The organism is Mobiluncus sp. (assembly GCF_985070215.1).
On the sequence record NZ_CFKZQR010000045.1, the window covers coordinates 1 to 16,413 of the forward strand.

The window sequence follows — 16,413 nt, forward strand, 5'->3', positions numbered from 1 at the left end:
AGCTGCCATTATTGGCAGCTACCCGGCTATTCTCCACCTTTATCCGCAACCCAGCGAGTAGCCTCTGATTCTCGCACCTAAATTCCGGTGTCTATGCTCCGGATTTTCTGCCATGTTTAGGTGTGAAACTTCCTTGGTTTTTGGAACAGTTGCACGAACGACCGATCTCGACCCACAATCCGGGTTTTTGCTGACCCGTTTTTTCTCAACCTGCAGGTAGGTGCGATTCTAATTTTGCGGAGCCGGCACTGAGCAGAGTGAAATCGGTCATTCGTGCAAAACAGCCCCGGTATAGGGATTCATCGCGCGGTGCTCGGGCTTCGAACTCGCGATTTTTCGCATTCGGGGGTTGTGAGACGATGGAGTCATGGCGAAAGAAAAAACGGTTTACGTGTGCTCCAACTGCGGGGAGGAATGGCCCAAATGGGCTGGTCAATGCCGCGGCTGCGGCCAGTGGGGCACCTTGGAAGAAAACGTGGTCCTGGCGAAAAGCTCCGCCCGCGGGGGTGCCGGAATCGCGGTGCGCGGTTCCGGCAGCTACGGGCGTCCGGCATCTCCGGCCAAACCCATTGGCCAGTACTCCACCGAGCGGGCCGTACGCCTCCCCACCGGCGTGGGCGAATTCGACCGGGTTCTCAGCGGCGGTATCGTACCCGGTGCGGTCATCCTGTTGGCTGGAGAGCCCGGAATCGGAAAGTCAACGCTACTGTTAGAGGTCGCCGCCCAGATTGCCCAAGGCACAGTCTCGCCCTCGCCCGACGCTGGTGGGAACTCCCGGCTACGCTTGGTTTCCCCCGATTCACCGAATCCCGCCACTGCGGATGCGGAAGGAAAAACTGTCCTGTACCTTACCGGCGAAGAAACCGCCGAAGCGGTGTTGTCCCGGGCGAAACGTATCGGTGGAGTGGCGGACAACCTTTACCTAGCAGCCGAAACCCAGGTCTCGCAAGCCCTGGCTCAAATCGAGACAATCAGCCCGGTTTTAACCATCATCGATTCCATTCAGACCTTGACCGATCCCACTATGGACACATCTATCGGCGGCCCGGCTCAGGTTCGTGAAGTCGCAGCCCGGCTCATTGACACGGCCAAAAGCCGCCACATGGCACTGGTCCTGGTGGGGCACGTCACCAAGGACGGGGCGGTGGCAGGTCCACGCACCCTGGAACACCTGGTGGACGTAGTGTGCCAGTTTGAAGGCGAACGAACCGGAGAGCTACGGCTGTTGCGCGCTGTGAAAAACCGCTACGGCCCTACGGATGCGGTCGGTTTCTTTCAAATGGTCGAATCCGGCATCGAAGGCATCGAGGACCCCAGCGGTCTGTTCCTCAGCAAAACGGCCGAGCCGGTGCCCGGGGCCTGCGTGACCATGTCGCTGGAAGGTCGGCGCGCCCTGCCTATAGAGATAGAAGCCCTGGCCACCCCCATTGCGGGCGGTTCCCCGCGGCGCACTGTTTCCGGTCTGGATTACTCACGCACCGCCATGATGCTGGCTGTCCTGCAAGCCCGACTAAAACTGCCTTTCGGTACTTTGGACGCTTACGTCTCTACAGTTGGCGGAGCCAGAGCGGTCGAGCCGGCAGTGGACTTGGCAGTTGCGCTCGCGGCGGCCTCTGCGGTGACGGGCCAGGTCATCGACCCTGGTCTGGTGGCTTTCGGGGAAGTCTCGTTGACCGGAGAAATCCGTTCCTGCACTTCGGTGTCTCGCCGGGTAGCGGAGGCGGCTCGGCTGGGGTTCACTGGCGCTATTGTGCCGGCCGCCGCTGCGGGAGGTTTGCAGGCCCCGCGGGGATTCAAGATTCAAGCTGCCGCAAACCTGCGTGAAGCGATGAGCCTGGCCCTACGCCGCGCCCCCGCCTCGCCTCCAGACCACGAAATCTGAGTTAAACCGAAACGGAACTTTTCGCACGCCTGGTATGTCACAATAAATACACCCCGACTACCGAAAGGACCTGATATGAACCGAAAACATTTCATTGTCACGGTATGTGCCCTCGCTATGGCGGGAGCATCTACCATCACCTGCGCCGCCGCTAACGCTGAGGGCTTCAACCAGCTCGCGGGCACTAACCGCTACGAAACCTCCGTAGCGATTTCTCGCCACGCCTACCCCAGTTCAGCGGAAAATGTTTACCTGGCACGCGGCGATGTTTTAGCCGATGCTCTCTCGGCAGGATCCCTGCCGGGCGGCCCGATTGTTCTGGTCAATCCCCACGGCAACAACGATGCTGCCACCCAGTATGTAGCAAGTTTGAAAGTCAGCGGCAAAGTCATTGCCTTGGGCGGGCCGGGCGTAGTTTCCGATGCAGCCTTGACCCAAGTGGCTGGGGATAAACCGACCGCCCGGATTTTCGGGGCTAACCGCTATGAAACTTCAGCTAAGATTGCCGCAGCTGCTTTCCCGAGCGGCGCCAAAGTGGCTTATATCGCCAATGGTGCCGGGGATGGCTCCCCCGATGCGGTAGCTGGCGGGGTTCTCACGGACGGCCCGGTCATTTTGGTCAATCCCAGCGGAAATAACGCTTTCGCCGCTAATGCGATTAAGGCACTTGGAGCTCAAAAAGTCACTGCCTTGGGCGGGCCGGGCGCCGTGTCCGCGGAGGTGCTTGCCGAAGTTGCCCAGGGGGCAGACACCGCCCGCTTGCAGGGTGAGAACCGCTACGCCACCTCCCTAGCTATCGCCAACTACGCTTTCCCCGGTCACAAGGGGAACTTCTACGTGGCTCGCGGTGATGTGTTGGCTGATTCTGTTTCCGGGGGAGCGCTCCAGGACGGTCCCATCATCCTGTCCTCCACCATGCCGAATCCGGGAATGAATATCGCCGCTGGTTACGTGCAAAATAACGCGGCTTCTCCCATTTTCTTAGGCGGTAGCATCTGGGATCCGCAGGTCATGCAGATGATTGCCAGCGGCACCGGATACACTCAGCCGGCTCAGCCGGCTCAGCCCGCTCAACCAGAGCAACCGCAGCAACCAAAGAATCCAGGTAATGCGGCCGGTTCCGCGGAGCAAGCCGCCGCCCAGGAGGAAGCGGATATCCATGCCGGCATTAATGCCCGGCGTGCCCAGGACGGCATCGCTCCGCTGACTCGCGACCCCGCTATGGATGCCCTCGCCCGCGCCTGGTCGCAGCATATGGCTCAAACCGGCGAATTCGAGCATTCCAATAATGCCCCGAACGGCATCCGCTCGATTCTCGGCTCGAAGTGCATGGCAGTAGGCGAAAACATTGACTGGCACATGGGCTTCTTCCCTGCTGGTCAGGGCGGCAGCAAGCACGTCACCAACTGGATTCACTCGCCCGGGCATTTCGCGAACCTGATGAACGCCGGCTTCACCACCACCGGTATCGGGGTGTGGTTCGACGGGCCGAATTCGTCCTACGCGACCCAGATGTTCTGCCGGTAAAGGCTTCCTGAACAGGCAAAACACCTAACTTGACCAAGTTTTTCTAACTTAATAAACTTTTTGGGGCTGGCACACGCCAGCCCCAAAAAGCATTAATCCCAAAACAGCGCCAAATTGGCCGATTCTCAGTCAGAGAACTCGATAGCTGTGCCGCCGCGGGACACGGCCTCGACACGGCCCGTCTGGGAGTTACGGCGGAACACGGCATGGGAAACCCCTGCCAGTTCCTCAGCCAACATCGTCTTTGGCTCGATAAAGAACCCGGTATCACCAGGCATAACACCGCCGGAAGGCATGTAGTAAACCTTGGTGTCGCTGTTCAAGTACAAACTGCCTTCAACAACGCAGTCGTCTCCCAGCGGAACCGCCAGACCGGAGTTCGCCCCCATGTGGCAGTCCTTACCCAAGGACACCCGCTTGTGAACTCCCACCGCCAAAGTACCCGCGGTGGAGGCACCACCAGCCAGAGTCGTGCCTTCGTCCACGGTCACGCCCTGGGACAAACGTCCCTCAATCCGGGCCGCGCCCAAGGTTCCCGCGTTATAGTTCACGAACCCGGTGTAGCCAATCTCGGTACCCGGATGCAGATAAGCCCCCAACCGCACGTTCTCGGTATTGGCAATCCGCACCCCGTCCGGGGTCACGTAGGTGGTCATCCGGGGAATCCGATCCACGCAACGGATGTTGGCACCGATGCCGTACTTGGTCATCAGGCGCAGACGGGTTTCCTCAAAGTCCTCGTAATCACAAGCCCCCCGGCTGGTCCACGCCACCAGGTTCAGCTTGTCGAACAAGCCTTCCAGACTCAAGGTGTTGGGTTTCACCATCCGCCACGACAGGGCGTGCAAACGCAAGTAGCCATCGGGAGCGCTTTGGACATCGTCCTCCAAATCGGCGCTCACGGTGATGACCTTGTTAATAATCAGGCGGGCATCGTCCTTGCCCTCCAGGTGCGCCAGCTTCGCGGTCAGTTCTTTTGCCTTCGCCTCGTCCACTTCGCCCTCATAAATGTAAGGGTACCAAGTGTCCAGCGACTTTCCGCTCTCAGTTTCGGCCGTCAGGCCCACACCCCAAACTTTCTTAACCATGTTTTCCTTCTCTCTAGTTGTCAACGCTGTTGTCTCGCCCACCGGCGTCGGGACGCGTCAGGCGGCGCGATCAACCGGACAGGGCAGGGAGACGTAAAAGTCGATTACTTGGCAGACCGAGAACGCAGATTCTCGTAGTGACGCTCGGCGTGGCCGATGTAAACCTGACGCGGGCGAGCAATCTTGGTCGCCGGATCGGCAATCATCTCGCGGTACTGGGCAATCCAGCCCGGCAGACGGCCCACCGCAAACAACGGGGTAAACATCTTCATCGGGAAGCCCATCGCACGGTAAATCAAGCCAGTGTAAAAGTCCACGTTCGGGTACAAGTTACGGGAAACGAAGTAATCATCGCTCAACGCGATACCTTCCAGCTCCAGCGCCAGATCCAGCAGCTTGTCGGCCTTGCCCAGACGGCTCAACACTTCGTGAGCGGATTCTTTCACGATGGCGGCACGCGGGTCGTAAGCCTTGTATACGCGGTGGCCGAAGCCCATCAGCTTGATGCCGTCCTCTTTATTCTTGACCTTATCGACGAAGGTCTTAACCGACATATCCGTATCTCGCAGCTGAATCAGCATGCGCAACACCGCCTCGTTCGCCCCACCGTGCAGCGGACCAGCCAACGCGCCTACCCCGGAAGCCACCGAAGTGTACAGGTTCGCGTGAGATGAGCCCACAAAACGCACCGTCGAGGTCGAGCAGTTCTGTTCGTGGTCGGCGTGCAGAATAAACAGGCGGTCCAAAGCACGAACCATCGCCGGATCAATATCAAAGGACTGGTAGGGTAGCCCGAAACACATGCGGATAAAGTCCTCGGTCAAGTCCCGAGACGCGTCCGGGTACAGCTGAGGCAGGCCGGCGGCGCGCTTCGCGATGGTTGCGACCATGACGGAGAGCTTGGCCAGCAGTTGAATCGTGGCTTCTTCAAGCTGTTCAGGTTCGAGGGGGTTCAGAGTGTCCTCGTAGTAGGTCGCCAGACCGGCAACGCCCGCCTGCAGGATTGACATGGGGTGACCATTCGAGGGAAAGGCCGTAAAGAACGCCTTAAAGTCCTCGGGCAACAGACGGTTACGCTTGATTTTGTGAGTGAAGGTTTCCAGGGACTTCGCGTCGGGCAGGTCACCATAAATCAAGAGGTAGGCGACCTCTACGAAACTGGATTCCCGAGCCAGTTCCTCAATCGGGTAGCCGCGGTAACGCAACACCCCGTTAGCGCCGTCAATGTAGGTAATCTTGGATTCGCAGTTGGCGGTATTACCGAAACCGTAGTCCAAAGTGACGTTGCCAGTACTGCTCAACAGTTTGTTGATTTCAAGACCGTTGTTGCCTTGCGTGGCCTGGTGAAAAGGGGTATCCAATCGCTTCTGGTCAGACTGAATAAAGTACTCTCCGTTATTCTCACCCATGAGATTCCTCCTCGATGATTTTTATTTTCATATAAGCGCTGGTCCGGCAGCATTGCCAGGCTGGGGGACTTTGGGACTTAAGTCCTTAGGACTATAGTACTCCCGTTACCCGCGTTTCGTCCAATAGTTTTTGGCGTCAATAATTTAAATAAAAATCACCGGGGCGGTGCAGATTCGCTCTGCACCGTACTGTACGTTGAGGAGGCGTTCAGCGTTCAGTCAAGCCTCACAAAGGCACCGCTCACAGTGCCGGAATCAACCCTGGGGAGGCAGCGCGGCCACCATCGGGTCGTCCTTGTCGACCTTGCCCACCACCGAGGCCCCGCCAGGGGTCGGGTTATCAAAATCAGCAAAAAAGTCTCGATTGGCCCGCAAGAAGTCCGTCCACGGCGCGGGCAAGTCGTCCTCGTAATAGATTGCCTGCGGCGGGCACACCGGCTCGCAAGCTCCGCAATCCACGCATTCCAGCGGGTTGATGTACAGAGTGCGTTCGCCCTCATAAATGCAGTCGACCGGGCATTCGTCGACACAAGCCTTGTCTTTCACGTCCACGCAGGGTTGAGCTATCACGTATGTCATGAATCTATCCTACCCCGTGTCGTCAGGTTCGCCTGTCGGCTAGTCGTCTGTGCTTGGGGACGCGGCTGCGGCTTCACGAGCTTTTTGTGCGGCCAAATCTTTCGCGCACACCACCGCATTATCCGGCGCGTAGGTGTGAGTGTAGGTCTTGGAATCGACCTTTTTCCCATCCAAGTAGCGGGTACGCGTGTTGCTGACGGTAAAACCGGGCTGACCCGCCCCAGATGGCACGCACTTGGACCAATTGTTGATGGTCTGTTTCGGCTGCACATAGTTCGTCCGCGGACTTTGCGTTGACTCCACGGTGTAGTACTTGGTGCCCCAGATACGCATATGCAGCTGACCCCCGCCGGTCCATCCCTGCAGCACCACAGCCGTTGGATTCGGGTTTTTCCACTTCAAATCCAGGGAACCGGTCCACAAGGTGCATTCGCGTCCGGCCGGATAGCGGGTGAAGTAAACCCCATGAGGATTGAACTCAATCAAATCCATTCCCGCGAACCAAGCCGCATTCAAGGCTGTGACGCACATCTGGGACAAACCACCGCCGATGGCAGTGGTGTGCACACCGTTTTCAAAGACCCCCGAAGCACGCCAACCATTCTCGGGCGTCAACGGCCCCAAGTCACGTTCCAGGGAAAAGTCCTGTTTCGGGAGATACATTTTCCCAGTCAGAATCTGGGCCGCCCTGGTCAGATTACTGGTCCGTACACTGTCGGCAGTCAGCGGGGTGGCAAACTCCCCAATAATCTCTTTTACTCCGGCTTTATTGGCGTCATCGGTGGAGAACTGGGGAGGAATCGGGGTCAAATCGAGACTGACCTCACGGTTTTCCGTCGAAGTTGCTCCCAAGGTCACCCGGTCGGCCAATTCTTTCGGATCGAGTTTGGTTCCGTCCACGGATGCCACCACCTGGGGAGTTCCGGAACTAAAACTGAAACGAGCGTTAACCGGCTCGGTTTCCAAGCCCTTGGTGCTTCCCAAGGTGAATTTCTTGAGTTTCTCCCCGTCAAAACTAGCTTTCAGCTCCTCGCCGCGCAGAGACCAAGTGACGTCCTGACACAGTTCAGCAGTGGGAATTTCCAGGCTTTGCCCGCCGACGTTGAGCTTCACCGGGGCGCTCATCAGGGTTTTCGCCTCGCCCTCGGTGGCGGCGTCCAACTGGGCCTGGGTGGATTTCGGGGCACTAGATTTGCCCGGAAGTTTCAGGGGGGCCCCTTGCTTCCACCACGATGTTTGCAGCAGGGCGGTGGCGGCTTTCAGATTCAGCTCGCGTCCCGGACTGGGCTTGACCGGCTTTAGCTGACCCGCCTGACAATTAAAATCAGCTTCCTGCGGCGCGGACTTTAGATCCGCGGCCGCCGCGGAAACGGCTTTATAAAGCGCTTTTTCATCAATCTTCGATTTCAGGTCCAGCGCGCCAGCACCACCGATATGAGCAATTATCTTGACTGGGTTCAAGGAGAAATCGGCGACCTCATGCACGGAAGAGGGGAAATCGGGCTGCAGCCCCGCCACAGCTGGATCAACGTTCGCCGTCTTGGCGCCCAGTTTCACCGGGAACGGCTGCTTCAGCTTGTCCCCCAAATCGGAATCGAGCTTCTTAATGGCGGCATCGGGCGTCATTCCCCCGACAGAAACCCCCGCGATTGACGACCCTCGGGGCATGCTGCCCGACACGGCTACGGCCACCCCCACATAGGTCAAAGCTAAAACCCCAATGGCTGCGCCGATAAACACGGGAAACTTGCCGCTGCGTTTCTTGTCCTGCGCAAAACCGGGGAACATTTCAGTGGCGTTGGTAGTCCGCGCCCCACCCGGCGCTTTTCCTGCCGGTCTAGCGGGCCGGGGAACGGGACGGGGCATGGCAGGACGCGCCCCTTTAGGGGAGGCACCTGGCCTCGCACCTTTATTCACGTCTGGTTTGCCCATCGAATCCCCCCGCGGTATCCGCTCTTGGTACATCCGCCGAATTACTGCTCGCGGCGGCGACGCGCCGCATCTTTGTAGCGTGTTTCCGTATCTAAGATTACCTTACGAATCCGCACAGCTTCAGGAGTTACCTCGACACATTCATCATTTCCGGCAAATTCCAGGCTTTCCTCTAGGGTAAAGTTCATCGGCGGGGTCAGGCCTTCAAAAGCGTCCTGGGTGGAGGAACGCATGTTGGTCTGCTGTTTTTCCTTGGTAACGTTGACAATCATGTCATCGCCGCGCGGGTTCTCACCCACGACCTGGCCTTCGTAGACCTGCGAGCCGGGCTGAATGATGAAGCTGCCGCGCTCCTGCAGTTTAATCATGGCGTAAGGGCTGGCTTTCCCGGCGCGGTCCGCGATGAGCGAGCCGGTCGCACGCCCCTCGATCTCGCCTTGCCACGGCGCCCAACCGGAACTGACCGAGGAGGCAATCCCAGTGCCGCGCGTCTCGGTCAAAAACCGCGTCCGAAAACCAATCAAACCGCGGCTCGGCACGGTAAATTCCAGACGCACCCAGCCGGTTCCGTGGTTGGTCATCGTGTTCATCTGACCTTTACGTGCCGCCAGTAGCTGCGTCACCGTTCCCAAGTGTTCTTCCGGGACGTCCACGGTCAGGGCCTCCATCGGCTCCATCAGCTTGCCGTTTTCTGTCTTGGTCACGACCTGCGGTTTACCGGCGGTCACTTCGTAGCCTTCCCGGCGCATCTGTTCGACCAAGATTGCCAAAGCCAGCTCGCCGCGGCCCTGCACCTCCCAGGCATCCGGGCGCCCGATATCCACAATCCGCAGGGACACGTTACCTACCAGTTCCCGCTCCAAACGATCCTTGACCTGGCGTGCGGTAACTTTTGCATCTTTCACCCGCCCGGCAAACGGGGAAGTATTGATGCCAATCATCATGGAAATCGCTGGCTCGTCCACCCGAATCAGCGGGAGGGGACGCGGGTCGTCCACGTCAACTAGGGACTCGCCGATGGTGATGTCCTCGATGCCGGCCACCGCGACAATATCCCCGTACTTTGCCGACTCGGCAGGGACCCGTTCCAGGCCGTGCGTGGCCAGCAGCTGGGTAATCTTCACAGTTTCCACCATGCCGTCCTGGCGAGCCCAACCGACTGTCTGACCTTGCCGGATGGTTCCGTTGTGAATCCGCAGCAGCGCCAGGCGGCCCAGGAATTGAGACGCGTCGAGGTTCGTGACGTGCGCCTGTAGCGGCGCCTCCGGATCGTAGGTGGGTCCGGGAATATGCTGCAAAATGGCTTCAAACAGGCATTCCAGGTCGCCATCAGGAACATTGCCGTTGCCGGGATTCGTCAGAGACGCCGCCCCGACCTTTGCCGAAGCGTAGATAATCGGCAGGTCCAGCAGCTGATCAAGGTCCAGACCGTCCTCACCGAGTTCCCCGCTGGCTTCCAAGTCAGTGGCCAGCGTCAGCAACAGGTCGGTCGCTTCGGAAACGACTTCGTCGATACGCGCATCGGGGCGGTCGACCTTATTAATAACCAACACGACCGGCAGTCGCGCCGCCAACGCCTTGCGCAACACGAAACGAGTCTGGGGCAGGGGACCTTCTGACGCGTCCACCAGCAGTACCACCCCGTCTACCATCGACAGACCGCGCTCGACCTCCCCGCCAAAATCGGCGTGACCGGGAGTATCCACCACGTTGATGGTGACGCCCTGGGGACACCCGCTATCCACGGCTGCCGGACCGGAATACTTGACCGCCGTGTTCTTTGCCAGGATGGTGATGCCTTTTTCGCGCTCCAGGTCGCCCGAATCCATGACCCGTTCCGGGCCGTCCGCCCGGAGTCCCTCGGCGTGAGCCTGTTTCAACATGGCGTCGACCAGGGTCGTTTTCCCGTGGTCGACGTGCGCGACGATGGCGACATTTCGGATATCTTGACGCTGTGCCATAAACCCTTTTCTGTAGTTACCGGTTTTCTAAAAACAACGCCCTATTGTAACGCCGCTTACTCGCCGGTGAACAACGGAATCTTGGCGCCGGGAATCGCGTCAATCAAATCTCTGGTGTAAGCCTCGGCCGGGTGGTCAAAGATTTCGTCAGTCAAACCGGTTTCCATAACCCGACCCTCCTGCATCACCACCACGTCATCAGCCATCTGACGCACCACTGCTAAGTCGTGGGTGATGAACAGGTAACTGATATGTTCCCGGTGCTGAATCTCAGCCAACAGCTGCAAGATCTGTTCCTGCACCAACACGTCCAGGGCGGAAACGGCCTCGTCCAAAACGATAATCTCGGGACGCAACGCCAACGCTCGGGCAATCGCGACGCGCTGACGCTGACCGCCGGATAGCTCCCCGGGGTAGCGGCGCATCGCCGAACGCGGCAGGGCTACCGCATCCAACAGCTGAGCCACACGCTCCTCACGAGCCTTCCGGTCGCCCTTGCGATGTACCAGCAGCGGTTCCTCGATACAGCGGTAGACGCTGAACATGGGATCGAGCGAGCCGTAGGGGTTCTGGAACACTACCTGCATTTTCGCCCGCATATCGAACAGTTCGCGTTTGTTCAGGGTAGACAGGTCAGTGCCTTCGTAATAAACCTTGCCCGAAGTGGGATCCAGCAGGTTTAAGATGATGTTCGCCACCGTGGATTTCCCGGAACCGGATTCGCCCACCAGCGCCAACGTCGTGCCTTTGCGCAGACCAAAAGACACATCATCGACTGCCTTGAGCTTTTTAGCCGTGCCCTTTGCCCCGCGCACGTCAAAAATCTTGGTCAAGTTTTCGACCCGAATGATTTCTTCGGTATATTCCTCGCGGCTGGCTCCGAAAGTCAGCAGCTCGTCAGAGACTTCGCCGCGTTGCTTGGCTGCTTGGATACGGTGTGAAGCCAAGGACGGTGCAGCGCTGACCAGGCGCTTCGTGTAAGGGTGCTGCGGCTGTTTCAAGATGTCCAGAGCCGGACCGGATTCCACCACACGCCCCCGGTGCATGACGACCAGGTGCGAGGCGCGTTCCGCCGCCAGACCCAAGTCGTGAGTGATAAACAGTACCGAGGTACCGCGCTCCTGCGTCTGGTTCTGCAGGTGATCGAGGATACGCAGCTGCACCGTGACGTCCAGGGCGGAAGTCGGTTCGTCGGCAATCAACAGCCGCGGATCAGCAGCCAAGCCAATCGCGATGAGGGCGCGTTGGCGCATCCCGCCGGAAAACTCGTGCGGATATTGCTTCGCGCGCCGTTTCGCGTCAGGAAGTCCCGCTTCCTCCAGCAGTTCCACCACCCGGTCATTCTCTTGACCTTTAGCTTTACCGTTAGCCCGGAGCGCTTCGCGCACCTGGAAACCGATTTTCCACACCGGGTTCAGGTTTGACATGGGGTCTTGGGGCACCATGCCGACATGCGAACCGCGCAAATCAACATATTGGCGCCGCCCCAACTTGGTGATGTCGTGACCTTGGAACAAGATTTTGCCGCCCACGACTTTGCCCGTACCGGGGAGCAACCCGATAATGGCAGCCGCCGCCGTAGACTTCCCCGAACCGGACTCGCCCACAATAGCGATGGTCTGACCGGGATAGACACAGAAGTTTGCCTTGCGCACGGCGGGAACCATACCGGTGGAGGATTGGAAAGCAACCTCCAAATCGATGACTTCCAGCAAGGGTACAGTCAGACCGGCTTTCGCTGCCGCGTAGGATTGCGAGCCCAGAATCAGTTCGTCTTGGGTATCTTCCATCTCCGCGACAGTAGCCGCTTTATCGATACCTTCCAGTTCCTGAGTTACCACCGGCATTCCAGAAGCTTCTGCAGCTGCCTCGCTGAGGTTATTTGTAGTGTCGCTCAACGTTACTTCCTCGCTTTCGGATCGAGGGCATCGCGGACCACGTCACCCATCATGATGAAGCTCAAAACGGTCATGGCCAGGGCGCCAGCCGGATAGAACAGGACGGAGGGATTTTGACGCAGCGCTGATTGGGCACGCGAAATATCCCCACCCCAGCTGACCACATCGGAAGGCAAGCCCACCCCCAGGAAGGACAGGGTCGCTTCTGAAACGATGAACGTCCCCAGAGCCACGGTGGCGTAAACAATCATCGGAGCGGTCGCGTTGGGAACAATGTGGCGCAAAATAATACGAATCTTGCTCTCGCCCAGGGCCTTGGCGGCGTTGACGAATTCTTCAGTCTTGGTTTGCATCACGGCCCCGCGGGTAATTCGCGCTATTTGCGGCCAGCCGAACACCGCCAACACTAATACCACGGTAAAGATGGTGCGGTTTTCGCGGAACATCTGCATCACGACGATACCCGCCAGCAAGAACGGCACCGCGAAAATAATGTCTGTAATACGCGACAAAATCGAGTCGAGCCAGCCTCCAAAGTAACCAGCCAGTGTCCCGAATGTGCCACCAATCAGCACCACCACCACGGTGGTGAGGATTCCCACAATCACAGAAGCACGTGCCCCGTAAACGGTTCGCGCCATAATGTCGCAGCCCTGACGGTCGAATCCGAACGGGTGTCCGGCACTGGGCTGACCGTAAGAGTTCTTTAACTCGCAAAACTTCGGATCCACGCTGGTGAACAGGCTGGGAAAAGCCGCCAGCATGATAGCGAACAAAATAATGGCAGCCGCCACCCAGAACAGGGGACGTTTGCGCAGGTACTTCCACGCCTCTCCCCACATGGAGGAGGGAGCGCGGTCATCAGCTACGGCGTCTACCGCCCCCAGACCGGTTTCGTCGATTTCTGAAACGTAGTGGGACTGTCCGGGCAAAGTTTTCGTTTCCACAGTGCTCTCGTTTTCGTTTGCCATTTCCCCCTCCTTACTCATAGCGAATCCGCGGATCCAGAAGGGCGTACATCAGGTCAACGATTAAGTTCGCCAAAATGTAGACCATCACCAGCACGGTGGTAAAGGATACGACTGTGGCAGGTTCACCTTTGATGATGGCCTGGTAGATGTTGCCACCAACACCGTTGATAGCAAAAATACCTTCGGTCACGATGGCACCGCCCATCAATCCCCCTAGGTCAGCCCCCAGGAATGTCGCGACCGGAATCAGCGAGTTACGCAGGATATGCACCCGAATGACTCGTCCGGGACGCAGGCCCTTGGCATAAGCGGTACGCACATGGTCCGCGGACACAGTCTCGGACACAGATTGGCGGGTCAAACGCAGCACATACGCGAAGGACACCGCTCCCAACACGATGGCAGGCATCAGCAGCCTTTCGAATGAGGTATCCCCGCCAACGGTAGTGGGCAACCACCCCAGCTTCACCCCTATAAAGAACTGCATCACGAAACCGATGACGAAGGTCGGCACGGCGATGACGAAAAGCGAAACCACCAAAACCGTGGCATCAAACACGCCCCCGCGCTTCAGACCCGCAATCGTCCCAAAAACAATCCCAAAGATTGCCTCGAACGCCAAAGCCATCAGAGCCAACTTAATCGTCACGGGGAAAGCCGAAGCCATAACCTCGGTAACTTCCCGCCCTGAGAATGTCAGCCCGAAGTCCAGGGTAAAGATGCCTTTCAGATAGAGCAGATATTGAATGATGAATGGCTGATCCAGATGGTAACGCCGGCGCATAGCGGCAGCGGCGGCCTCGCTCAAACCACGATCGCCGCCCAAGGCTTGAATCGGATCACCTGGCATCAGGAACACCAGCGCGTAGATGAGCAGAGTAGCCCCCAACATCACCGGAATAATCTGCAGGAGCCTGCGGCCGAGATATCGTCCCACGGCGCCTCCTTGTCAAAATCGAAATAACCCAATGATTCTACCCCGATAAGGTAGTGGAAACGTAACTGCGGCCTGGGAGTGATATTTCCCACCCAGGCCGCAGTCGTTCAATTTTCAGGCTTTTATGGCGGTCTTTCGACGCGTCAAGTCAAGCTCAAATTATCGCCAAATTACTTGGTGATGTCGAAGTACAGCGGCTTGGAGTGCCAGTCGAACTGGACGCCCTGCACGCCCTCTGCCCAACCACCGTTGACGTTGGAGTACCACAGCGGAATCGTCGGCAAATCCTTCATCAAGATTTCCTGAGCCTGATCGTAAATCTTAAAGGCTTCCTTCTGATCAGTGGTGTTCAGAGCCTGCTTGAGCAGATTGTCGAAATCAGGGTTGGAGTAATCGCCGTCATTGGAAGAACCACCGGTGCTATAGAGCGGGCCGAGGAAGTTGTAAGGCGAGGGGTAGTCCGCCTGCCAACCGGTACGGAACGCCGTCTTAATGGTGCGGTTGGTGACTTCGTTACGAATGGACTTAAAGTCGGGGTAAGGAGCACCCTTGGCTTCAATACCCAAAGTGTTCTTAATGGAGTTCATAACAGCATCAACCCAGGCCTGGTGTCCACCATCAGAGTTGTATGCCAGTTGCAAATCGCCAGTCCACGGTGCAATCGCGTCAGCCTGCTTCCACAGTTCCTTGGCCTTTTCTGGGTTGTACTTCAGTACCTCGTTACCCTTCAGCGAATCGTTGTGACCGGGGATAACCGGGGCGACGAAGTCGGTAGCGGGGGTACGAGTGCCCTGGAAGATGGTCTTGCAAATCTCTGCACGGTTAATCGCCATCGAGATAGCCTGCAAGCGCAAGGCTCCGGCCTCGCCCTGGAAACGGGCGTCAGACTTCGGGAAGGTGAAGGACTGGAAGATAGCGGAAGGCTCGTTGACGGAGCGGTCGCCCAACTCATCCTGGTAGGTTCCGAACGCGGAGTCCGGAATAGCGTCCAACACGTCCAAAGCGCCCGACTGCAAATCGTTGTAAGCCGCATCCTGGGTGGAGTAGAACTTGAAAGTCACCCCGCCGATCTTCGGCATGCGGTCACCCTTGTAGTCCGGGTTCGGGATCAGCTCAATTTGTTCGTTGTGCTTCCAGGAATCCTTTTTCACCAGGTAGGGACCGTTGGTAATGGGGTTTGCACCGTAGGCCTTTACCTTGGCTCGGTCGCCGATACCGGCTTCCGGTAGCGGATAGAACGCCGAGTAGCCTAAACGCAGCGGGAAGTCAGATTCCGGCTGGTTCAAAGCCACGGTGAAGGTGGTGTCATCCACTACCTTCAGGCCGCTCATATCCATGTCGCCAACCCCATTCTCTTTGTCAGCTTCAATGGCGGCTTCCGCAACTTTCAGCGCTTCGTCATAGCCCTGAATGGACTCAAAGAAGCTGGCGTTGAGCATGCTTTGCTTCACAGACTGGTTCCAGGCGTCCACGAAAGACTTGGAAGTCACCGGAGTGCCATCCGAGAACTTGGTATCGCCCTTGATTTTAATGGTCCAGTTCTGGTTGTCGTCAGACTTGATAGATTCAGCAACTTCCATCTGAGGGTTGCCTTTGACATCGTAGTATTCCAGACCAGCGAAAATGTGATCCAGAATCAAGCCGCCACCGGTTTCGTTAGTGTTGGCTGGAATCAGCGGGTTCTGGGGTTCGGAATCATTACCCACAATTACCGCATTGGCACCAGTTTTGCCTTCAGCATCCCCGCCATTTGAGCCGGATGCGCAAGCAGTCATCGTCAATGCCAGGGCTGCCGCAGCAGCGATGGCAGTTAGTTGCTTCTTCACGAGGTTAGCCTCCAAAGATATCCTCAGCTTGGCGCCATCAGCGCCATCGCCGAACTTTCGGGTAATACCACTTTTGTGGCACGAGGCTAGTTTACAAGCAAAACCTAAATATAACTAAAAACATACCCATCTTTTACCTTTGAGGCGGCTCTGGTGCGGCTTTGATTCAGCTCTGATCCGGCTCTGCTTCGCCCGATAGTGCGTTAAACCTATTTAAATGGGTCGGTGTGCCATATATGGCATACCGGAACGTTTAAATAGGTTTTATTTGGGATTTTTTGGAAATTGGGCTTTCGGAGCCGGGCCCCCGGGGAGTTGGTCGGCGGTTTCTTGGTGAGTTTCGGAGTGCACGTGGTTTATAGGGGGAGAATAGCCGGGTAGCTGCCATTATTGGCAGCTACCC

At 57.7% G+C, this 16,413-nt stretch carries 11 protein-coding genes; 2 read left to right on the forward strand and 9 right to left on the reverse strand.

The window, feature by feature from the left end; translation table 11 throughout:
- Positions 1–367 precede the first annotated feature (367 nt).
- Both AC5LBQ_RS08180 and AC5LBQ_RS08185 read left to right on the forward strand, forming a co-directional pair.
- Positions 368–1,882, forward strand: coding sequence for a DNA repair protein RadA (locus AC5LBQ_RS08180; RefSeq protein ID WP_493265171.1), 1,515 nt, complete (start codon positions 368–370; stop codon positions 1,880–1,882).
- Positions 1,883–1,957: 75 nt separating this feature from the next.
- A complete protein-coding gene (locus AC5LBQ_RS08185) occupies positions 1,958–3,409 on the forward strand; it encodes a cell wall-binding repeat-containing protein (RefSeq protein WP_493265172.1) in 1,452 nt (483 codons plus the stop codon).
- A 125-nt stretch (positions 3,410–3,534) separates the two neighbouring features.
- Here the strand turns inward: AC5LBQ_RS08185 and AC5LBQ_RS08190 are convergent, their stop codons facing one another.
- From AC5LBQ_RS08190 to AC5LBQ_RS08230, 9 genes are all read right to left on the reverse strand, one after another.
- Positions 3,535–4,497 (reverse strand): DapH/DapD/GlmU-related protein, encoded by a 963-nt coding sequence (locus AC5LBQ_RS08190; RefSeq protein WP_493265173.1) that lies wholly within the window; start codon positions 4,495–4,497, stop codon positions 3,535–3,537.
- Positions 4,498–4,601: 104 nt separating this feature from the next.
- Positions 4,602–5,906 carry a citrate synthase gene (locus tag AC5LBQ_RS08195; RefSeq protein ID WP_307742369.1) on the reverse strand — a complete coding sequence of 435 codons (1,305 nt, stop codon included), beginning with the start codon at positions 5,904–5,906 and terminating at the stop codon, positions 4,602–4,604.
- A gap of 255 nt (positions 5,907–6,161) precedes the next feature.
- Entirely contained in the window at positions 6,162–6,485 is a 324-nt protein-coding gene (fdxA, locus tag AC5LBQ_RS08200; RefSeq protein ID WP_282920975.1) for a ferredoxin, read from the reverse strand.
- Positions 6,486–6,524: 39 nt separating this feature from the next.
- Positions 6,525–8,351 carry a VanW family protein gene (locus tag AC5LBQ_RS08205; RefSeq protein ID WP_493265174.1) on the reverse strand — a complete coding sequence of 609 codons (1,827 nt, stop codon included), beginning with the start codon at positions 8,349–8,351 and terminating at the stop codon, positions 6,525–6,527.
- Positions 8,352–8,458: 107 nt separating this feature from the next.
- Positions 8,459–10,378, reverse strand: a complete 1,920-nt coding sequence (gene typA, locus AC5LBQ_RS08210; RefSeq protein ID WP_321075422.1) for a translational GTPase TypA — start codon at positions 10,376–10,378, stop codon at positions 8,459–8,461.
- A gap of 56 nt (positions 10,379–10,434) precedes the next feature.
- Positions 10,435–12,276 carry a dipeptide ABC transporter ATP-binding protein gene (locus AC5LBQ_RS08215; protein WP_493265175.1) on the reverse strand — a complete coding sequence of 614 codons (1,842 nt, stop codon included), beginning with the start codon at positions 12,274–12,276 and terminating at the stop codon, positions 10,435–10,437.
- 2 nt (positions 12,277–12,278) lie between these two features.
- Positions 12,279–13,247, reverse strand: coding sequence for an ABC transporter permease (locus tag AC5LBQ_RS08220; protein ID WP_297346644.1), 969 nt, complete (start codon positions 13,245–13,247; stop codon positions 12,279–12,281).
- 10 nt (positions 13,248–13,257) lie between these two features.
- Positions 13,258–14,184 carry an ABC transporter permease gene (locus AC5LBQ_RS08225; RefSeq protein ID WP_297346645.1) on the reverse strand — a complete coding sequence of 309 codons (927 nt, stop codon included), beginning with the start codon at positions 14,182–14,184 and terminating at the stop codon, positions 13,258–13,260.
- A 170-nt stretch (positions 14,185–14,354) separates the two neighbouring features.
- Complete coding sequence (locus AC5LBQ_RS08230) at positions 14,355–15,959, reverse strand: peptide ABC transporter substrate-binding protein (RefSeq protein WP_493265176.1); 1,605 nt, start codon at positions 15,957–15,959, stop codon at positions 14,355–14,357.
- Positions 15,960–16,413 lie beyond the last annotated feature (454 nt).